11 protein-coding genes and 1 tRNA gene are annotated in these 21952 nt (G+C 67.0%); 7 read left to right on the top strand and 5 right to left on the bottom strand.

The features are described from left to right. Positions 1–56: 56 nt before the first annotated feature. From A3K89_RS13180 to A3K89_RS13195, 4 genes are read left to right on the top strand one after another with little or no spacing between them, the layout of a single operon-like run. A complete protein-coding gene (locus A3K89_RS13180) occupies positions 57–1424 on the top strand; it encodes a WS/DGAT domain-containing protein (RefSeq protein WP_068426626.1) in 1368 nt (455 codons plus the stop codon). 13 nt (positions 1425–1437) lie between these two features. Continuing rightward, on the top strand, positions 1438–2796 hold the full coding sequence (locus A3K89_RS13185) for a wax ester/triacylglycerol synthase domain-containing protein (RefSeq protein ID WP_068426632.1): 1359 nt from the start codon (positions 1438–1440) through the stop codon (positions 2794–2796). Positions 2797–2844: 48 nt separating this feature from the next. Next, on the top strand, positions 2845–3852 hold the full coding sequence (locus tag A3K89_RS13190; RefSeq protein WP_068426634.1) for an ArsA family ATPase: 1008 nt from the start codon (positions 2845–2847) through the stop codon (positions 3850–3852). Continuing rightward, the gene (locus A3K89_RS13195) at positions 3849–4982 is read left to right on the top strand and encodes an ArsA family ATPase (protein WP_068426635.1); all 1134 of its coding nucleotides are present in this window, start codon (positions 3849–3851) and stop codon (positions 4980–4982) included. Before A3K89_RS13190 ends, A3K89_RS13195 begins: the two co-directional genes overlap by 4 nt. Before the next feature lie 6 nt (positions 4983–4988). Here the strand turns inward: A3K89_RS13195 and A3K89_RS13200 are convergent, their stop codons facing one another. Next, positions 4989–5312 carry a WhiB family transcriptional regulator gene (locus tag A3K89_RS13200; RefSeq protein WP_068426636.1) on the bottom strand — a complete coding sequence of 108 codons (324 nt, stop codon included), beginning with the start codon at positions 5310–5312 and terminating at the stop codon, positions 4989–4991. 299 nt (positions 5313–5611) lie between these two features. On the opposite strand from A3K89_RS13200, the gene A3K89_RS13205 reads away from it, so the two are divergent. Then, a complete protein-coding gene (locus A3K89_RS13205) occupies positions 5612–7969 on the top strand; it encodes a penicillin-binding protein (RefSeq protein WP_068426639.1) in 2358 nt (785 codons plus the stop codon). 53 nt (positions 7970–8022) lie between these two features. On the opposite strand, the gene A3K89_RS13210 is transcribed toward A3K89_RS13205, so the two are convergent. Next, a complete protein-coding gene (locus A3K89_RS13210) occupies positions 8023–8487 on the bottom strand; it encodes a GatB/YqeY domain-containing protein (protein WP_068426643.1) in 465 nt (154 codons plus the stop codon). Between the two features lie 104 nt (positions 8488–8591). On the opposite strand from A3K89_RS13210, the gene A3K89_RS13215 reads away from it, so the two are divergent. Then, complete coding sequence (locus tag A3K89_RS13215) at positions 8592–9578, top strand: metallophosphoesterase (RefSeq protein WP_068426697.1); 987 nt, start codon at positions 8592–8594, stop codon at positions 9576–9578. 18 nt (positions 9579–9596) lie between these two features. Beyond that, a tRNA-Pro gene (locus A3K89_RS13220) sits at positions 9597–9670 on the top strand. A 60-nt stretch (positions 9671–9730) separates the two neighbouring features. Here the strand turns inward: A3K89_RS13220 and A3K89_RS13225 are convergent. From A3K89_RS13225 to A3K89_RS13235, 3 genes are all read right to left on the bottom strand, one after another. Then, positions 9731–19948 (bottom strand): type I polyketide synthase, encoded by a 10218-nt coding sequence (locus tag A3K89_RS13225; RefSeq protein ID WP_068426700.1) that lies wholly within the window; start codon positions 19946–19948, stop codon positions 9731–9733. Between the two features lie 201 nt (positions 19949–20149). After that, positions 20150–21121, bottom strand: a complete 972-nt coding sequence (locus tag A3K89_RS13230; RefSeq protein WP_068426645.1) for an LLM class F420-dependent oxidoreductase — start codon at positions 21119–21121, stop codon at positions 20150–20152. A gap of 10 nt (positions 21122–21131) precedes the next feature. Continuing rightward, the gene (locus A3K89_RS13235; RefSeq protein WP_068426647.1) at positions 21132–21932 is read right to left on the bottom strand and encodes an SDR family NAD(P)-dependent oxidoreductase; all 801 of its coding nucleotides are present in this window, start codon (positions 21930–21932) and stop codon (positions 21132–21134) included. Positions 21933–21952: the final 20 nt, after the last annotated feature.

A 21952-nucleotide genomic window follows, 5' to 3' on the forward strand; every position in this document is an offset into this window, starting at 1 on the left:
GGTGAGCCTAGTCGCATTGGCGCAGACCGCTGAGTGCACCTTACAGTCCACTCACCATGGCAAAACTGGACATCAAGGACGCGGCGTTCCACTTCCTGCGCGCGGTGAGCGGACCGACGGACATGTACGGCATCTACGTGTTCGACGCCGAGGACGCCGTCCCTCCCACGTTCGAGGCGATCGAAGCGCACGTCGTAGCGCGGCGACCGGTGGTGCCAGGCCTGAACATCGTGCTGCGTGAAGCGCCACTCGGCCTCGACTTCCCGTCGTGGGTTCCCAGTGCCGGCGACACCGCCGATCACCTGTCCGACCACGACCTCACGGGCACGTCGTGGCCCGAGTGCCAGACGCGCATCTCGTCCATTCTCGAGGTCGGTCTCGACGCGCGGGTCCGGGCCTGGCATCTGCACGTTCTCCGAGGCGTCCGCGATGTGCCGACGGTCGACGGCGCGGCGACGGTCGTCGTCCTGCAGGTCAGTCACGCGATGACCGACGGTCTCGGTCTCACCCGCATCGCGAGTGCACTGTTCGCACCTCCCGGGACACCCGACGACGTCGTCGGCGCAGCGCTACCCGGACACGCCCCTGTCCGACGGCCACGAGCACCGATACTGGCCGCGACCGCGTCGGTACTCGCGACGCCGATACGACTGGCCCGTTACGGACTTCACATTCGTTCGGCCCGAAAACGCTACGCAGCCAGTCGTTCTCAGCTGGCGCCGCCGGTACGGCCCGGACCGTCGACGCGGCTCACGGTCGATCCCACCGGCAGCCGTGCCGTCCACATCGTCCCGTTGCCCGCGTCGGCGCTGCGGGGACGCGGGGTTCCCGTCACGGCCGCGGCCCTGGCCGCCGTCGCGTCGGCGACCGAGAAGTACCTGCGCGCACACGGCGACGACATCCCCGACGTCCTCAACGCGAGTGTCCCGGTCTCCCTGGGTCCCGACATCGAATGGTCGTCGGCCAACCGGGCTCTGTCGTGCATGGTCGATCTGCACCTCGGTGAATCGGATCCGACCAAGCGGGCTCGACTGATCGCGGAATCGGTTGTCGCCGAACGCCGACGCGTCACGTCACCCGAACTGCTCGACATCGCTCGCGCGGAGGAACTTCTGCCTGCACCCGTCGTACTTGCCGCGCAGCGCCTTCGGCAACGTCGAAAGACCGTGCGTCCGACGACGTTCTGGACCCACACGAACGTCGTCAGCGTGGACCGCGGCCGCACTCGACCGATGCTCGAATTATGCGGCAGCCGTGTGACATTCACGTCGGGTACGCCGATGCTGGCCGAGAACCGCCCACTGGTGCACGGTTTCTTCGGTGGCGGCGACATCATCACCGTCGTCGTGCTCGCGTGCCCCGATGTCGTTCCCGACCACGAGAAGTACGTCGAATCGTTGATCGATTCGATCCGCGAACTGTGAGAGGGTGCCACACGTGAGTCGCCTCGACATCATCGACGCCGCATTCCACTACTCCGGTGATGCGTCGCGCGACCAATACGTCCTGCTCGCGTTCGCTCCGGCCGGGCCGACGCCCACGTTTCGTCAGATCTGCGATTTCGTCGAAGCCCGAGCGCAGCGCATTCCCGAACTGGCGCAACGCATCGTCGAAGTGCCGGGCAATCTCGATTTCCCGCGCTGGGTGTTCGACGACGCGCCGGCGCAGTCGCACGTTCACGAAATCTCGGACGCGCCGACGTGGCCGGAGTTCCGACGAGTCGTCGACCGCCTTCTCACCGACCCGGTCGACGCGACACGCGCGGCATGGCATATCCACGTCGCCCGCGAGGTGTCCGGGGTTCCGCAGACCCCCGGTAATGCCGTGGTCGTCGTGTTCCAGGTCAGTCACGCGTTGACGGACGGCCGAGGTGCGTCACGGCTCGCGCGACTGTTGTTCGCGCCGAAGCCGACCGAGACGTCCGCAGGACACGAGCCCGCTCGGACTCCGACGTCGCTTCTTCCCATCGCGATCGCCTCGGCGCTTGCTCTGCCGTTTCGGACGGCGACTGCCCGCGTCGCGGCATGGCGAGCACGTCGCGACTACGAGCGCGTGCACGGTTCGCAACCAGCACAACGCGATTCACCGCGCCCCGCGATAGCGAGCAATGCCGACCCGACTCCCGCACGCGTATCGCACGTACACGTATGTCCGCCAGATCTTTTCGCGAAGAAGTCCGTGTCGGTGACGACGCTCGGGCTGGCCGCGGTGAGCCTGGCCACGGAACGGTACCTTGCCGAAATAGGCGACGGAGCGCCCGAGAGCTTGAATTCACTTGTGCCGATGGCTGTTCCCGAGGATGCACGGTGGACCGCCGTCAACCGCATCGTCAACGGAACCGTCGATCTGCACGTGAGCATCCCCGATCTGCGGAAGCGTGCCCGCGCGATCCGCGAGTCGCTGTCGCGCGCCCGCGCCGAGATCGCAGACCCCGCTCTGCTGCGGTGGATCACCGTGGAGAACCGGATCCCCGCGCCGATTTTTCTGGCGATGAGGAAGCTGAACGCCCGACGCACGCCGCCGAACCATCGCGTTCCCGAATCGGTGCTGACGAACGTCACCGTGGTCAGCGTCGACCGAGGCGATGCAAATCTCGAGCTGTGCGGTCGCCCGGCCACCTTCACGGCCGGGTTTCCGATGCTCGGGCCTGCTCGGTCGCTCACCCACGGTTTCTACGGCCTCGGCGACGCGGTCTCGGTATGCGTCGTCGCGTGCCCCGACACGTTCCCGGACCACGAGCGCTACGCCGGGATTCTGGCCGACGCCGTCGCCGATGTTGCCGACGCAACGAGCTGAAGTGCGTTTCTGACGAGGCAGTTCGCGATTCGTCTATATGGTCGTGGTGTGGCTACATCGAGTTTCGACGGCTGGCCGGACAAGGCTGCCGCCGCGCGACTTCATTTCGTCTCGGGCAAGGGCGGCACCGGGAAGTCGACGGTCGCTGCCGCGCTGGCGTTGGCGCTCGCCGCCGACGGGCGCCGCGTCCTGCTGGTCGAGGTCGAAGGACGCCAGGGCATAGCCCAGCTGTTCGACGTTCCGCCGCTGCCGCCGACGGAGACGCGCGTGGCGTCGGCCGAGGGCGGAGGCGAGGTCTACGCGCTCGCCATCGACATCGAGACGGCGTTCCTCGAATACCTGGACATGTTCTACAACCTCGGCTTCGCCGGCCGCGCGATGCGGAAGATCGGCGCTATCGAGTTCGCGACGACCATCGCCCCCGGCCTGCGCGACGTGCTGTTGACCGGCAAGGTCAAGGAGTGCGTCATCCGCACGGACAAGGCGGGCCGGCGGGTCTACGACGAGGTCGTCGTCGACTCCCCGCCGACGGGTCGGATCGGGAATTTCCTCGACGTCACCAAAGCGATGGCAGACCTTGCGAAGGGCGGTCCGGTGCGCTCGCAGAGCGAAGGCGTCGTGCGGCTGCTGCACTCGGCCGACACCGTCGTGCACCTCGTCACGCTGCTCGAGGCGCTGCCGGTGCAGGAGACAGCCGACGCAGTGCGCGAGCTCGAAGCCGCCGACCTGCGCCTGGGCACCGTCGTCGTCAATCGCACCGAGCCTGCCTATCTCCCGGCGGACGCGCTGTCCGACGCGGCACACGGAACCGTCGACGCGGCAGCCATTCGGACCGGGCTGGAGAAGACCGGGATTTCGCTGTCCGACGACGACTTCGCGGGCCTGCTGACCGAAACCATCGAACATGCGTCGACGTTGTCCGCGCAGGTCGAGAGCGCCGCCCAGCTCGACGAGTTGGACACGGCACGCCTGCACCTTCCCATGCTCGCCGACGGCGTCGACCTCGGTGGGTTGTACGAACTGGCGGCGGAACTCAGAGAGCAGGGTGTCAAGTGACCGTTCCAAGTAAAACGGCAGTCCTCGACATCGACAGGATTCTGCGCGACGCGTCGTCGCGCATCGTCGTGGTGTGCGGGGCAGGCGGCGTCGGCAAGACGACGACGGCCGCATCGATGGCGTTGCGGGCTGCCGAGGAAGGACGCAAGGTCGTCGTGCTGACGATCGATCCGGCGCGGCGTCTCGCGCAGGCACTCGGGGTCGGTGAGCTCGACAATTCACCCCAGCCGGTGAAGCTGCCCGCCGGGGCGAAGGGCGAGCTGCACGCGATGATGCTGAACATGCGTCGCACGTTCGACGAGATGGTCATCGAGCATTCGACGCCCGAGAAGGCCGAGCAGGTGCTGGCCAACCCGTTCTATCAGACGGTTGCGTCGTCGTTCTCCGGCACGCAGGAGTACATGGCGATGGAGAAGTTGGGCCAGCTCGCCGCGGATCGGACGTGGGATCTGATCGTCGTGGACACGCCGCCGTCGCGTAACGCGCTCGACTTCCTGGACGCCCCGCAACGTCTCGGATCATTCCTCGACGGCCGGTTCATCCGGTTGCTGATGGCCCCCGGCCGCGGCCTGACACGCATGGTGACGGGCGCGATGAGCCTGGCACTACGCGGAGTGTCGACGGTGATCGGCAGCCAGATGCTGACGGACGCGTCGGCGTTCGTGCAGTCGCTGGATTCGATGTTCGGCGGCTTCCGGGAACGTGCGACGCGCACCTACCAGCTCCTGCGGGCACCCGGCACCAGTTTCATCGTGGTCGCGGCGGCGGAGCCCGACGCGCTGCGTGAGGCGGCGTTCTTCGTGGACAGGCTCAGCGGTGAGGGGATGCCGCTGGCGGGCCTCGTGCTCAATCGGACCCACCCGACGCTGTCGGCGTTGCCGGCCGATCACGCGGTCACGGCCGCGGACCAGTTGACGGACGTCGACGACGACGCAGCGGCGTTGACCGCAGCAGTTCTACGAATCCACGCTGCCCGTTCGGTGACCGCGACTCGCGAACTGCGTCTGCTCCGACGGTTCACGTCGGCGCATCCGCGAGTTCCGATCGTCGGCGTGCCGTCGTTACCGTTCGAGGTGTCGGATCTGCACGCCCTGCGTGCGGTGGCCGATCAGCTGACGCAGTCGGCCTGACCGCCGTCAGATCGCAGCTTGCTGCTGGCGCTGCGACTCGAAGAAGTCCGCCCATGATTCGACTTCGGGGTGCTGCTTGAGCAGTGCACGCCGTTGCCGTTCTGTCATCCCACCCCAGACGCCGAATTCCACCCTGTTGTCCAGTGCGTCGGCTCCGCACTGCATCAGTACAGGACAGTGCCTGCAGATCGTTGCGGCCTTACGCTGTGCCGCCCCCCTGACGAAAAGCTGGTCAGGATCCGTGCCCGAGCATCTGGCCTGGGACACCCAGGCAATTCGAGCTTCTGCTTCTTCGACATCGAGCCGCGCCGGTGCTGCTGTCGTGTGCATTTGCGGATACCCCTTTGCAATTCGAACGCCCTCGTTGGACATTCCACAAGCCCCGTACCGACGACTGCTTCACCGCTCGAAGCACACCGACTTAGGAGCTGCCCCACATTCATATGCAAGTGTTATGTGAATCACACCGTGCTCACAATTTAGGTAAAGACAGCGTCGAACGCAAGATGACAACGGCACTTTTCTGGTACGCGCGTCCCGACCAGGGCTTACTCGCATAGCTCTCCGACGGCACCTGGGACAGGGGGCGCGACACACGTACTCTGTCAGTCGTGTCAGTTGGAAAAACCGTGGCGAAGCTCGCCGGATGTTCCGCACTTGCAGGTGCTCTGTTGGCCGGCGTCATGTTCCCGTTGGCGGGAGGGTTCGGCTACGCGTCCAATCGTGCGGCCGACACCGTCGACAACGTGTCCGCCGAACTGGTCGAGGGTGCTGTTCCCGCGGTGTCGACGATGGTCGACGCCGCAGGCAATCCCATCGCCTGGTTGTACGAGCAGCGGCGATTCGAGGTGCCGAGCGACAAGATCTCCAACGAGATGAAGCTCGCCATCGTCTCCATCGAGGACAAGCGCTTCGCCGAGCACCAGGGCGTGGACTGGCAGGGCACGCTGCGCGCGTTCTTGACCAACACGACGAGCGGCCAGGTCGAGCAGGGCGCGTCGACGCTCGATCAGCAGTACGTGAAGAACTACCAGCTGCTGGTCGTCGCGAAGACCGACGCCGAGCGCCGCGCGGCGATCGAGACGACGCCTGCCCGCAAGATCCGTGAGATCCGGATGGCGCTGACGCTCGACAAGGAACTGACCAAGGACGAGATCCTGACGCGGTACCTGAACCTCGTGCCGTTCGGCAACGCGTCGTTCGGCATCCAGGACGCCGCACAGACGTACTTCGGTGTCGACGCGAGCCAGCTCGACGCCAAGCAGTCCGCGATGCTCGCCGGCATGGTGCAGTCCAGCTCCGCGCTGAATCCGTACACCAACGAGCAGGGCGTCACCGAACGACGAAACATCGTTCTGGACACGATGATCCAGAACATCCCGGACCGGGCCGACGAGTTCCGCGCCGCCAAGTCCGAGCCTCTCGGCGTCCTCCCGACGCCCAACTCGCTACCCCGGGGCTGCATCGCCGCGGGTGACCGCGGATTCTTCTGCGATTACGCACTGCAGTACCTGGCCAACGCAGGTATCAGTCGCGAGCAGATCGACAAGGGCGGATACCTCATCCGTACGACGCTCGATCCGGAGGTCCAGAACTCGACCAAAGCCGCGTTGGTGTCCAACACGAGCCCGACGGTCGACGACGTCGCGACGGTCATGAACGTCGTCGCACCGGGTCAGGATTCTCATCGCATCCTCGCGATGGGCAGTAGCCGCACGTACGGCCTCGACGCCGACGCGGACGAGACCGTGCAGGCTCAGCCGTACTCTCTCGTCGGTCACGGCGCGGGATCGATCTTCAAGGTGTTCACGACGGCAGCGGCGATGGAACGCGGCCTGGGAACGAGCGCGGTGTTGCAGGTGCCGAGACGGGCCGAGGTCAAGGGAATGGGTGACGGAGGTGCCCGCGGCTGCCCGGCTGCCACGTACTGCGTCGAGAACGCGGGTAACTACCCGGCTCAGCTGTCCGTGACCGACGCGTTGGCGCAGTCGCCGAACACCGCGTTCGTGAAGCTGATCGAGTCCGTCGGCGTCACACCGACGGTCGATATGGCGGTGCGTCTCGGGCTGCGGTCGTACGCCGACCCCAACACGTCCGGGTTCGGCGAGCAGAGCATGGCCGACATGCAGAAGTCGCAGAACCTCGGTTCGTTCACCCTCGGACCGACGTGGGTCAATCCGCTCGAGCTCTCGAACGTGGCCGCGACGCTCGCGTCCGGGGGCAAGTGGTGCCCGCCCACGCCGATCGACTCCGTGTTCGACCGTGAGGGCAAGCAGGTTCCGGTGACGCAGCAGGCCTGCGAGCAGGTCGTCGAGCCGGGTCTGGCCAACACGCTCGCGAACGCGATGAGCAAGGACGATCAGCCGGGTGGAACGTCGGCGTCGGCTGCAGGTTCGGTCGGTTGGACGCTTCCGATGGCAGGCAAGACCGGTACCACCGAGTCGCACATGTCGTCCGGATTCCTCGGGTTCACCAACCGTTACGCCGCTGCTGTGCTCACCTACGGTGACTCGCCGACGCCCGGAGAGATCTGCTCGTTCCCGCTGCGCCCGTGCGGCGACGGTAACCTGTTCGGCGGTAACGAGCCGGCCCGCACCTGGTACAACGCGATGAGTCCGGTGGCGACGAAGTTCGGTCCGGTGGAACTGCCGCCGGTGGATCAGAAGTACGTGCGAGGCTCGGCCAACGGACAGGTTCCCGACGTCACGGGTCAGTCGCAGAGTTCGGCGACGTCGACGCTGCAGGGCGCAGGCTTCCAGGTGTCGGTCGCGACCAGTGAGAGCTCGGCCTCCCGCGGGACGGTGACGTCGCAGTCACCGTCGGGTTCGGCCATTCCCGGATCGACCATCACGATCTACGTCAGCGACGGGTCGGTGCGTCAGGCTCCTGCCGCGCCCGCGGTCCCGTCCTTGCCGAACATCGAGATCCCGACCATTCCGCCGAACATTCAGATCCCGGCGATACCGGGGCTCACCGCTCCGCGCTGACGTGCGTGGGAATGTGTAGCGGGCTATACATTCCCACGCACGTGCGCGGCTCGCTAGAGCCGATCCTTGACCGCTTTCGAGATGCGCGAGCCGTCGGCCTTGCCTGCGGCGAGCGCCGTGGCCGCCTTCATGACCTGACCCATCTGCTTCATCGCCGGACGCTCACCGATCTCCTCGGCGATCTGAGCGATCGCGGTGTCCGCGACGTCGGCGAGCTCGGCGTCGGTCAGCGGCGTCGGTAGGTATTCGTCGATGATCTGCGCCTCGGCGCGCTCGTTGGCCGCGAGCTCTCCGCGACCGTTCTCGGTGTAGATCTCGGCGGATTCGCCGCGCTTCTTCGACTCCTTCGCGAGCACCTTGAGCACCTGCTCGTCGGTCAGCTCGGTGGCTTCCTTGCCCGAGACTTCCTCGGTCTGAATCGCGGAGAGAAGCATCCGGATCGTTGCGGTGCGGAGTTTGTCCTTCGCCTTCATGGAGGCGGTGAGATCGGATCGGAGCTGGGACTTGAGTTCGGACATGTCACAGAACGCTACGCGGGCTCTCCCCGACACCGCACGTCGATTCCCAGGCCTGACGTATCGTTGGCTGTGTGTTCGTGAACAACAGTGCTACCAACTCCAGCATTCTCGATGCCGCAGCACGTGCTCGTCGGAGCGCGGCCGAGGCACCCGTCCGGAGCGCAGCCCTCGCGACCGCGGGAGCCGCAGCACTCGGGATCGGGTATGCAACGCTCATCGAACGCAACGCATTCACGCTGCGCGAGACGTCGATGGCCGTCCTCGAACCAGGATCCTCTCCGCTGCGCGTGCTGCACATCAGCGACCTGCACATGATGCCGGGCCAGCGCATGAAACAGAACTGGCTGCGCGAATTGGACCGGCTCGAGCCGGATCTCGTCGTCAACACCGGCGACAATCTGTCGCACATGCGGTCGGTGCCTGCCGTCGTTCAAGCCCTCGGCCCGCTTCTCGCGCGTCCCGGCCTGTTCGTGTTCGGTAGCAACGACTACTTCGCGCCGAAGCCGAAGAACCCGCTGCTGTACTTCAAGAAGGAACACAAGCGCGTGCTGGGCGAGTCGCTGCCGTGGCGCGACCTGCGTGCCGCGTTCACCGAGCGCGGATGGCACGACGTGACGCACGTCCGTCGGGAGCTCGAGGTGGCCGGTGTCCGGATCGCGTCGGCGGGCGTCGACGATCCGCATCTGAAGCGCGACCGCTACGACACCATCGCCGGTCAGCCCAACCCGCTGGCCGATCTGCGCCTGGGCATCACGCACTCCCCCGAGCCGCGTGTCCTCGACCGTTTCGCCGAGGACGGCTACGACCTGGTTCTCGCGGGCCACACACACGGCGGTCAGCTGTGCCTGCCGTTCTACGGCGCGCTCGTCACCAACTGCCAGCTCGACCGCTCACGGGTCAAGGGTCCGTCGAAGTGGGGCGCACACACCCAGCTGCACGTCTCGGCCGGCATCGGCACGTCCCCGTGGGCTCCCGCGCGGTTCTGCTGCAGGCCCGAAGCGACGCTGTTGACGCTCACTCCGGCCCCGAGAAAGGGCGGAAAAACCGGGTCCGACGAGGGCGTTTCGCGTTCCGAGGCAGTCGTACGCTAGACTTCTGCACGCGGTACACGGGGTGTGGCGCAGCTTGGTAGCGCGCTTCGTTCGGGACGAAGAGGTCGTGGGTTCGAATCCCGCCACCCCGACAGCGAAACCCCCGGCTCTCACCGAGAGCCGGGGGTTTTCTGCTTCTCGGGGAAAAGCCGTCAGAGCCCCCTGTCGATGAGGTCGAGAATCTCGTCGCTCGTCGCGGCGTGGATTCGGTCGACGGTCGCGTCCGGAGTCGGACCGAGGTCGGCGAGCAGAGCCGAGAGCCGTTCCGCGATCTGCGCCCGAGAGTCGTCGCTCACCTCGGAGACTGCGGCGCGGAGGCGTTCGACGTCGGCGAGCGCGGCCGTCACGGGATCGGGCATCAGTTCGCTTCGGAGGAAGTCGGCGACGGCGCGTGAGCTGGGATGGTCGAACACCACTGTGGGAGGCAGCCTGAGGCCTGTCGTCGCGCCGAGTTGGTTGCGCAGCGCGACCGCGGCGAGCGAATCGAATCCGAGTTCCTTGAACGCCTGGTCCGGGTCAACCGAGTCCGCTGTCTCGTACCCGAGGACGGTCGCGGCGGCGGCGCGGACGAGATCGAGCATCAAATGCCGTTGTTCCGGGACGGTCCGCTCGGCCAGCGTCTCCGCCCACGCGTCGGGCCCGCTGCCGTGGACGTCCGACGCCACCTGCGGTGCGCGCGCCTGGCGCACGAGGCCGCGGAACAGCGGTGGAACCTCGGACACGGACCGGTCGAGACGCACCGCGGCCACAACCGGTTCGCCCGACGCCACCGCGCTGTCGAACAGCGCGAGCCCCTCGGATTCTCGCAGCGCGATCATCCCGGTTCGCGACGCCCTGGCGCGGTCGATGGGACCGAGCTCGGCCGTCATCGCACTCGGTGGCTCCCACATGCCCCATTGGATCGACGTCGCAGGCAGGCCTTCCCGGTGCCGACGCAGGGCGAGCGCGTCGAGAAACATGTTGGCGGCGGCATAGTTTCCCTGACCGGGAGCGCCGAGAACGCCTGCGAGCGAGGAGAACAGCACGAAGGCCTGCAGGTCCATGCCCTCGGTGAGCCGGTGCAGATTCCACGCTGCGTCAGCTTTCGGCCGCAGCACGGCGTCGAGCTTCTCCGCGGTCAGGGAGGACAGGGTCGCGTCGTCGACGACGCCGGCTGCATGGACGACGGCCGTCAGCGGATGGTCGGCACGGACTGCATCGAGCAGCGCCGCTGCGGCCTCGTAGTCCGCGACGTCGCACGCGAGGATGTCGACATTGGCACCCGCGGACGTCAGTTCGCGGCGCAGGTCCTCGGCATTGTCGGCTTTCGGCCCGCGCCTGCTGGTCAGGATCAGATGCCGGACGCCGTGTTGCTCCACGAGGTGGCGGGCGACGAGCGTTCCCAAAGTACCTGTCCCACCGGTGATCAGAACGGTGCCGTCTCGATCCAACACGGTGTCCGATGACTGTTCCTCGGCATCCAGACGCCGCACCCGAGGTGCGAACAATGCGCCTTCTCGCACGGCCACCTGGGGCTCCCCGGTCGCGACGGCGACGTCGACCACCGCATCCAGGTCGGAGGGGTCGTCGACGTCGAGCAGTACAGTGCGGCCGGGGTTTTCGTTCTGCGCTGACCCGACGAGACCCCATACCGCGGCCGCGGCGGGATCCACCCGGTCGTCGGGTCCCACGGCCATGGCGCCACGAGTGACGACGACCAGAGGCCCATCCGTATTCGTCATGTCGTCCTGGAGTTCCGTCAGCACGCGCGCGCACTGTGTGTGCGCGGATTCCACGTCGGCAGTGCTCGCGATCATCAGACGCCGCGAAGAGCGTTCGTGCACAACTACAGTCGACTCCACCGGGATCCACACCGTGTGATGCAGCCGCCGCGCAGAGCCGACGCGACCGTCCTCGGGTGCGACGCGGACAGCGTCGACGGTGAGGACCGGCTCTCCGTCGTCGGCGTGCAGACGGAGTCCTTCGGCGGTGCGCGAGACGGTCACGGTACTGGCGCCTGTCTTACCGAGAGCAATTCCGGTCAGCCCCGTCGGCGACTCACCGACCGCATCGAGCGCGCCCTGCAGAAGCAACGGATGAACGCCGTAACCGTCTGCGTCGATCCCGTCGTCGAGCGTCACGGCGAACGCGTCCGCCGAGTCGGTGTCGCCCTGAACCACGTTCACGACATCCACGAGAGTGCTTGTCGCGTGCACGGTCTCGGCCGTCGACAGCGTGACCGTGCGGGAACCGTCGTCGTCCGCGGGCACGACGACGACGCGGATGCTCACGGTTCCGGACGCCGGAAACTCGACAGGCTCGTGAAGGGCGAGTGTGCGAATACTGTCGAATCCGACGGTTCCCGCTGCATGCAGCATCAGCTCGACGATCGCCGCGGGCAGAAGGGTACGGTCGTCGACGAGCCACGGATCTCGTTGCAGCGACAGCTGTCCGGTGAACACCACCGTGCCGTCGTCCAGTTCGAGCTGAGTTCCGAGCAGCGGGTGGCCTGCGTCGTTCAGGCCCAGATCGGCGGGTTCACCCGCGAACCCCCGCGCCGGGGTCGGCCAGAACGATCGCCGCTGAAACGCGTACGTGGGCAGTTCGACTCGGGTGCACCCCGGGAGCACGGCATCCCAGTCGATCGACGCACCCCACACGAAGGACGACGCCAACGCCCGCATCACGTCGTGCGGTTCGTCGTCCGTGGGCAGGGTTGCGATCGCGTTCGGCACGACCTCCGCCGCGAGGGCTGTCAGCACCGATCCCGGCCCGACCTCGATCACCGTCGTGACGCCGAGTTCGTCCAGAGCACGCATGCCGTCGTGAAAGCGAACGGGTTCTCGGACGTGCCGCGCCCAGTAGTTCGGTCCCGCGACATCCCCGACTCGGCCGGTCACGTTGGACACCAACGGAATCGACGGAACGCGCAGGGAAAGTCCAGCCGCCGTCCGGCCGAAGTCGTCCAGGATCGGATCCATCAGCGACGAATGAAACGCGCGTTCGACGCGTAAGCGCGTGACCGTGATGTCCTTCTCCTTCAAGTCCTCTGCCACCGAATCGATCTCGTGCACCGGTCCTGCCAGCACGAGCGACTGGACCCCATTGATCCCCGCGACGTCGATGCGGCCGTCCACGATCGCGTCGACGTCCTCGGCCCGCGCCCGCACGGCGATCATCGCACCCGGCTCGGTCGACTGCATCGACTTGCCTCGGGCGGTGACCAGCGCGGCCGCGTCGGACAGGTCGAGCATGCCGCTCGCATAGGCCGCCGTGATCTCACCGATCGAATGACCGATCAGACAGTCCGGCGCGAGTCCCCACGATCGCAGCAGCGCATACAACGCGGATTCGACGGCGAACAAAGCAGGTTGGGTGAATTCGGTCCGGTCCAACAGGCCCGCGTCCGATCCCCACATGACCTCCCGCACCGGCATGTCGAGATGCTCGTCGAGCGCGTCGCAGACGTCGTCCATCGCGGCTGCGAACACCGGGAACATCTCGTACGACCGCGCGCCCATGCCGAGTCGTTGCGCGCCCTGGCCGGTGAACATCATCGCCGACTTTCCGCGTATCCGACTGCCCTCCAGCACATTCGGCGCGGCGGCGCCCGCGGCCACGCTCGCGAGACCCGCGCGCAAGTCCGCGAGGTCGTCACCGACGATCGCCGCCCGATGGGCGAACGCAGGTCGCCCTGTGGCGAGCGTGTACGCGATGTCCGCCGGTGACGGAGAATCCTCGGTCTCGAGGAACTGCATCAGATTGGCCGCCTGGGCTCGCATCGCGTCGACTGTCTTCCCGGACAGAACCCACACGAGCGGGGCCGCCGTCGACGTCTCGGCAGTCGAGAAGTTCGGTGGCTGTTCGAGAATCATGTGCGCGTTCGTGCCGCTGATACCGAACGACGACACTCCCGCGCGTCGCGGCCTGCCGTTCGACGGCCAGGGCACCTCTTCACCGAGCAACCGCACGTCTCCGGCGGTCCAGTCGACGACGCGGGTCGGTGTGTCACCGTACAGACTCCGCGGTAGCGTGCCGTGACGCATCGCCATCACCATCTTGATCACTCCGGCGATGCCGGCGGCCGCCTGGGTGTGTCCGATGTTCGACTTGATCGAACCGAGCCACAACGGGTCGTCGTGTCGGTCCTGGCCGTACGTGGCGATCAACGCCTGCGCCTCGATCGGGTCGCCGAGCGTCGTTCCGGTTCCGTGCGCTTCGACCGCGTCGATATCAGCGGGTGTCAGCCGCGCGTCGGCCAGTGCCTGTCGGATGACGCGTTCCTGCGACGGCCCGTTCGGTGCCGTCAGCCCGTTCGATGCCCCGTCCTGGTTGACGGCCGATCCCCGGACGACGGCAAGCACCGGATGGCCGTTGCGACGGGCGTCGTCGAGACGCTCGAGCACCACCATCGCCGAGCCTTCGCTCAGCCCGGTCCCATCTGCTCTGTCGGAGAACGGTTTACAGTGACCGTCCGCAGCGAGACCACGTTGTCTGCTGAACTCGACCAGCACACCCGGCGTCGCCATCACGGTCGCGCCGCCCGCGAGCGCGAGGGAGCATTCGCCGTCGCGCAGCGCCCGTGACGCCAGGTGCATCGCGACGAGCGACGACGAACAGGCGGTGTCGACGGTGACCGCCGGTCCGGTGAAACCGAGTGTGTACGAAATTCGACCGGACGCGACGCTGTTACTGGTGCCGGTCATCAGATAACCCTCGGCATCGACGTTGCGCTGGCTCATCAGGTGAAAGCCGTAGTCGCTGCCCATCATTCCGACGAACACGCCGGTGTCCTCGAGACCGGGCGCATCCGGCGGGATGCCTGCACTCTCCAACGCTTCCCACGCTCGTTCGAGCAGTTGACGGTGCTGCGGATCCATCGCGACGGCCTCGCGCGGACTGATCCCGAAGAAGGCGGCATCGAATTCGTCTGCGTCGTACAGGAACCCGCCTTCCTTCATGTACGTCGTGCCTGGTTTCGCCGGGTCGGGGTCGTAGACGTCGCCCAGAATCCACCCTCGGTTGTTCGGGTACGGGCCGGCGACGTTCCGGCCGTCGCGGACGAGCCTCCACAGGTCCTCCGGTTCGGTCACGCCTCCCGGGTAGCGACATGCCATACCGACGATCGCGATCGGGATGTCGTGGCGTCGCGAACGTTTTTCCTGCGGAACGGCTGTGGAGATGCCGAGCACCTGCGCCTCGAGCTCGCGGGCGAGCGCGTCGGCGGTCGGGTGGTCGAACACCACTGTCGCGGCAAGCGTGACGCCGGTGGCCGACGCCAGGTCGTTGCGCAGCTGCACGGCCGTCAGCGAGTCGAACCCGAGGTTCTTGAACGCACGTTCGGGATCGATGTCACCTTTTCCCTCGTGCCCCAGCACTGCGGCGACGTGCGTCGTGACGAGGTCGAGCACCCGTAGATGGCGGGCGTCGGCATCGAGCGAGGCGAGCTCCTCGGCCAATCCGGTCGGAGACTCGGACGCCGCGGTGCGACGGCGCAGTCCGAGTACCCGGCGCAGGATCGGTGGCGCAGCTCCCGACGCGGCGGTGCGCTTGGACAGGCGTAGCGGGGCGATCAGCGGGCGGTCCACCGCGAGTGCGGCGTCGAACAGCGCGAGCCCGGACGCCCGGTCGATGGTGTCCATGCCCACGCGATGCAGGCGGCTCAGATCCGTCTCGCTCAGATGCGACGTCATCGCGCTCGGTGTGTCCCACAGTCCCCACGCCATCGCGACGGCATGCAGACCACGGGCTCGGCGATGCTGGGCAAGGCCGTCGAGGAACACGTTGGCTGCCGCATAGTTGGCTTGTCCTGCTGCGCCGAGAATGCCTGCGGCAGAGGAGAACAGCACGAACGCCTGCAGATCCCTGCCCTTCGTCAGATCGTGCAGATTCCACGCGCCGTCGACCTTGGGACGCATCACGCGGTCGAGCTGCTCGCCGGTCAGGGCCTGGGCGGTGGCGTCGTCGAGCACGCCCGCCGCATGGATCACCCCGACCAGGTCGTCGATGCCGTCGAGCATCGCGGCGACGGCATCTCGATCGGCGACATCACAGGCGACGACGCGTACCTCGGCGTCCGGAATGTCCGGTGCGAGACGGTGCTCGTGCCGGCCGACCAGCACCAGCTTCCTGACTCCGTACTTCTCGACGAGATGCCGGGCGACGAGGGTGCCGATCGTTCCCGTTCCGCCGGTGATCAGCACCGTTCCGTCCGGCCCGAAAGCAGTGGGTACGGCGTCGTCGACGACGGACTGCGATGCCAGCATCGGGGCCAGCAGGACGCCGCCGCGCATTGCGAGCTGACTTTCGTTGCAGGACAACGCGGCCGACAGGACCGATTCGTCCGGATCGCCGTCCAGGTCCACCATCGTGATCCGATCGGGATGCTCGTGCTGCACCGCACTGATCAGCCCCCAGACAGGCGCCATCGCCAGGTCGTCGATCGAGTCGGTGTCCCGGGCGCACACCGCCTGCAGTGTCGTGATCAGAAGTTCGGTCCCGGCCAGTCCGTCGTCGCGGAGCCACTCCTGTACCGCCGACAGTGCGGCGTGGACGCTGTCGTGCGCTCTGGTGGGTGTGTCGTCACCGTCGACCGTGCGCAGATCCAGTTGCAGAACACGGCCGCCTGCATCTGCCCCGGCCAACGCGTCGAACAGGTCGATGGACTGTCGCACAGTCGCATTCGTCATCCCGACCGGTAGCCACTCCACGCGGTAAAGGCTGCCCGTCGTGCCGAGCGTCGGTGCGGTGTCGGTGATGGGTCGTAGCGTCAGGCTGCCGACGGTCAGAACCGGTTGCCCGGTGACGTCGTACACCGCCACCCGGTACCGTTCCGGCCCGATCGGCATGACGTGAACCCTGGCCGCGGTGGCACCCTCGGCGTGCAACCGCACGTCGTTCCACGCGAACGGCAATCGGACACCGGGGGCGGGGGCGGGAGTGGAGCCTGCAGGAACGACCTGGGGAGGAGTGGTGCCTGTCGTCGCCTCGGCTAGCGCGATGACGTGCAGCGTCGCATCGAGCAGTGCAGGGTGAATTCCGTACCCGGCGACCGCGTCGGCGGCGTCGTCCACGTTCAGCACCACATCCCCGAACAACTCGTCGCCGCGTCGCCACGCACGACGCAGCCCTCGGAACAGCGGGCCGTACTCGTAGCCTGTCGTGTCGAGGGCGTCGTACATGCCGTCGATGTCGACCGGGTCGGCGTCGGGTGGCCAGGGCTGTTCGTCCCCGTCGTCGAACGTCGTTCCAGCGCTCATCGTTCCGGTCGCATGCATCGTCCACGGATGGTCCGAAGACGCGGTGACGGGCCGCGAATGCACCGCAACGGTCGACGACCCGCTACCCGGGGCACCCTGCACGGATACCTGCACCGCGACCTCGCCGTCGGCCGGGACGACGAGGGGCACCGCAACGACGAGGTCGTCGATCCGGTCGCACCCGACGCGTTGGCCCACATGCAGCGCCAGTTCGACGAACGCCGTGCCGGGAAGCAGAAGTGTGCCGTTCACGCCGTGGTCCGCGAGCCACGGAAGTCGGTGCGACGACAGCACTCCGGTCGCGACGACGCCACTCCCGTCACCGAGAACCATCGAGGCAGCCAGCATCGGATGTCCACCCGGATCCACACCGGCCGATGTGACGTCCCCGTCGGGCACGACGGCATCGAGCCAGAAACGGCGGTGCTGAAACGCGTAGGTGGGGAGATCGATCCAGTCGTGCGTCGCGCGACGCGCCCAGTCGATCTTGTCGAAGTCGATGTCGATGCCGTTCACATGCGCTTCGGCGAGTGCGGATGTGAACCGACGCAGGCCTGCGCGGTCGCGTCGCAAAGTGCCGACCGCCTTCCCGGAGACACCGGCCGAGTCCAGGGTCTCCTGCAGCGCCGCGGCCAGGATCGGGTGCGGCGCGACTTCGACGAACTGGCGGTACCCCTGTGCTGCAAGAGTTCTCACCGCGTCCTCGAATCGGACGGTGTGACGGAGGTTGCGATACCAGTACTGTCCGCTCAACTCGGCACCGTCGACGACCCCGCCTGTCACGGACGACACGAACGGGATGCCGCTCCGCACGGGCATCACCGATGCCAACGCGTCCTGGATCGGCTCGCGCAGAACAGACACGTCCGCGTGGTGCGACGCGTAATCGACCGCGAGCCTTTTGGCCTGAATGCCTCGGCTCTGCCACTCCGCGACGAGCGTGTCGAGCTCGTCGCCGTGTCCGGACACCACCGTGGCCGTCGGGCCGTTGACGGCAGCGACTTCCACACTGGACGAACGTCTTTCGAGATCGGCCCGCACGTCGCCGGCCGGCAGCGCCACCGAGGCCATCCCGCCGCGTCGGTCGGCGGACGAGAAGATCACTGCACTGCGTGCCGCCACCACCAGTGCCGCGTCGGGAAGGGTGAGGGCGCCCGCCACGTGGGCCGCGGCGATCTCACCTTGCGAATGCCCCACCACCGCAGCAGGTTCGACGCCGTAGGACTGCCACATCCGAGCCAACGACACCATGACGGCGAACAGAGCGGGCTGGACGACATCGACGCGATCGAGCAATTCTGCGTCGTTCAACGCGTCGAGAACCGAGACGGTCATGTAGGGCTGCAGCGCTTCTGCGCAGTCGTGCATCGCGGCGGCGAACACCGCGGACGATTCGATCAATTCGGTTGCCATTCCGACCCATTGGGCGCCTTGACCGGGGAAGACGAACACGGGCCGGTCACCTGCGTCGTGCGCAGCGCCGAGGACGAGGCTCGGGTGCGGGTCACCGCGCGCCACCGCGTCGAGACCACCGAGTAGCTCGTCGGTCGTGGTGCCCACCAGCGCAGCTCGCCGATCGAAGCGGGCGCGGCCGCGGATCAGCGATGCCGCCACGGCCGCTGGGTCGTGATCGGGCCCGACTGCTGCGCGCAACCGGGCAGCTTGATCGCGCAGTGCCGCGTCGGTGTGTCCGGACAGTACCCAGGCGACAGGGTCGTCGAGCGTCTCGCCGGACACGGCGTCGACAGCGGGAGGTTCTTCGAGGACCACGTGCGCATTGGTGCCGCTGATGCCGAACGACGACACCGCTGCCCGACGCGGCCTGCCGGTCTCGGGCCAGGGCACGGGTTCTTCGAGAAGCCTCACGCCACCGGACGACCAATCGACGTGCGGCGTCGGCGCGTCGACGTGCAGCGTCTGGGGCAGCACACCGTGCCGCATCGCCATGATCATCTTGATGACGCCCGCGGCACCCGCCGCGGCCTGTGTGTGTCCGAGGTTCGATTTGACCGACCCGAGCCACAACGGGCTCTCGCGGCGGGTGCGGCCGTAGGTGGCGAGGAGAGCCTGCGCTTCGATCGGATCGCCCAACGTCGTTCCGGTGCCGTGTGCTTCGACGACGTCGACGTCCTCCGGTCGAAGCTCGGCGCCCGCGAGCGCCTGCGCGATGACACGTTGTTGCGCTTGCCCGTTCGGTGCGGTCAGTCCGTTGCTCGCGCCGTCCTGGTTCACCGAACTACCGCGCACGACGGCGAGTATCCGACGACCGTGGCGCTTCGCGTCGGACAGCCGCTCGAGAGCGATCATCGCCGCGCCCTCGCCCCACGCGGTGCCGTCGGCGGCTGCGGAGAACGCCTTGCATCTGCCGTCACGCGCGAGGCCGCGCTGGCGGCTGAACTCGACGAACACGGCAGGCGTCGCCATGATCGTCGCTCCGCCTGCGAGCGCGAGTGCGCAGTCACCGCTGCGTAACGCCTGTGCCGCCAGATGCAGGGACACGAGCGACGACGAGCATGCCGTGTCGACGGTGACGGCGGGCCCGGTGAGCCCGAGGCTGTACGCGATACGGCCCGACGCGACGCTCATCGCATTGCCGGTGATGAAGTAGCCCTGTAGTTCCTCGGGCGGCATTCCGCCGACGCGCGAGGCGTAGTCGATTCCGGACAATCCGGTGAACACGCCGACCTGTCGGCCGTGCACCGATCTGGGGTCTATGCCCGCATGTTCGAGGGTCTCCCAGCTGGTCTCGAGCAGCGCGCGTTGTTGCGGATCCATCGCGAGGGCCTCGCGTGGCGAGATGCCGAACACCTCGGGGTCGAAGCCGGCGGGATCGTCGAGGAAGCTGCCGCGCACGGTGTACGTCGTGCCACCGTGTTCGCCTGTCGGGTCGTACAGCGCCGACGACGGCCATCCGCGGTCGTCGGGGAAGTCGGAGACGGTGTCGCGACCCGATTCGACCAGGTTCCACAGGTCGTCGGGTGATCGAACTCCGCCGGGGAAGCGGCATCCGAGGCCGATGACGGCGATCGGTTCGCGGGTCGCGTCCTCGGCGTCGCGCAGCTTCTCCCGGGCTTGGTACAGCTCGGCGGTGACCTTCTTCAGATAGTCCAGCAGCGTCGTTCGATCGGCCACGTCGCCCTCCCACACCGACAGCCGTGGACCTCCCCCGATAGTCCCCGAATTCTCGAAGAATCGAGTCTATCCGCGGGAGTCGGCGACGACGGCCGGAACGGGAAAAGCCGCGAGCGACCCGTGCGTGCGAATGTATAGAGGGCCAGGAGCGAAGCCTGCGGAGCGACCAGAAGGCGCCACTACATTCGCACGCACGTGCAGCTACGCCGACGCGTTACGCAGCTTCTCCAGCAGCGGCCCTGCCGCCTCGGCCAGGAATCGCTCCTGCGTCTCCCCGCCGACCTGTACGAGTGCGATGTCGGTGAACCCGGCCTCCCAGTACGGCTTGACCGCGTCGACGATGGCGTCCAGATCCGGACCGCACGGGATGGTCTCGGCCACGTCCTCCTGGCGGACGAACTGCGTCGCCCCTGCGAAGCCTGCGGTCGTCGGCAGGTCGGCGTTGACGGCCCATCCACCGGCGAACCAGCGGAACTTGTCGTGCGCCCGTTCGATGGCCGCGTCCTTGTCCGGATCCCACGAGATCGGAATCTGACCGATCGTGCGCGACGGCCCGTCGTGGTGATCGGCCCATCCCTTGACCAGATCGGGGTTCGACTCGACGGCGATGAGGTGGTCGGCGTAGGCCGCGAACCGCTCGATCGACTTCTCACCGGACACCGCGATGCCGATGGGGACGCCGTTCTCGGGCAGGTCCCAGATCCGGGCGGAGTCGACGCGGAAGTGCTTTCCCTCGTAGGTGACGAGGCCGCCGGCGTGGAGCTTCTCGATGATTTCCAGCGCCTCGACGAACATGTCCTGACGCTTGTCGATGGACGGCCATCCCTCACCGACGACGTGCTCGTTGAGGTTCTCACCCGTGCCGAGGCCGAGCGTGAAGCGGCCGTCGGCGAGGATCTGCAGCGTCGCAGCCTTCTGGGCGACGACGGCGGGGTGATACCGGATGATCGGGCACGTCACGTACGTCATCAGTTCGACGCGTTCGGTGGCCTGCGCGACGGCTCCCAGCGTGGTCCAGACATAGGGCGCGTGCCCCATCGAGGACAGCCACGGCGAGTAGTGGTCGCTGGCGACCTCGAAGTCGAAGCCGACGTTCTCGGCTTCGACGGCGTATTTCACCAGGTCTTTGGGCCCGGCCTGCTCGGTCATCAGTGTGTAGCCGAAATTGGTCATGACGTCTCTCCTAAATGGTTGCTACGGAACCGGAGTCGACCCGGTAGTTCGAACCGTTGACGAAACTCGCGCGATCGGAACACAGGAACACGACGACGGATGCCACTTCGTCGGGCTCGCCGCGTCGGCCCAATTCCATGAACGGGCGTTCTTCGGCGAGGAAGCCCTCGATGGCGCCCTTCCGGTCGGTGCCTTCTTCCTCGGCTCGCTTGTCCATCATCGCGTCGGTCATCGGCGTGTGGATGAACGCCGGTGACACGGCGTTGACGAGCAATCCTCCCGACGCGTAACTGCGCGAGAGTCCCTTCGACAGCGCAAGTACGCCGGCTTTGGCTGCGCAGTAGGGCAATTCGTCGTCGTACGGCTGCACGGCGTCCTCGGACGTGAGCAGCACGATGCGGCCCCAGCCGCCGCGTCGCAACGCGGGAAGGAACGCGCGCAGCAATCTCACCGGCCCCATGAGGTCGATGTCGATGGTGCTGGCCCACCCCTCTTCGTCGATTTCGTGGAACAGTCCTTGTGCGCCGGTGACTCCCGACGACTGCACCAGAATGTCGATGTCGCCGACGGCTTTCTGCACGTTCGCCGCCAGGTCCTCGACCTCGGCGGTCTTGGTCACGTCTGCCGGGAATGCGAACAAGCGACCTTCGGGCGCGTCGAGTTCGTTCTTCGCTTTCTCCAGCTTGTCCGGGTCACGATCGCTCATGACGACGGTGGCGCCTTCTTCGAGAAGTAATTTCGCAGTGTGCCAACCGATTCCGGAATCGGCGCCGGTGACGAGCGCGGTACGTCCTTCGATACCCAGGTCCATCAGATTCTCTGCTCCGATCG

This window comes from Rhodococcoides kyotonense (assembly GCF_001645385.1).
Classification (GTDB): Bacteria; Actinomycetota; Actinomycetes; order Mycobacteriales; family Mycobacteriaceae; genus Rhodococcoides; species Rhodococcoides kyotonensis_B.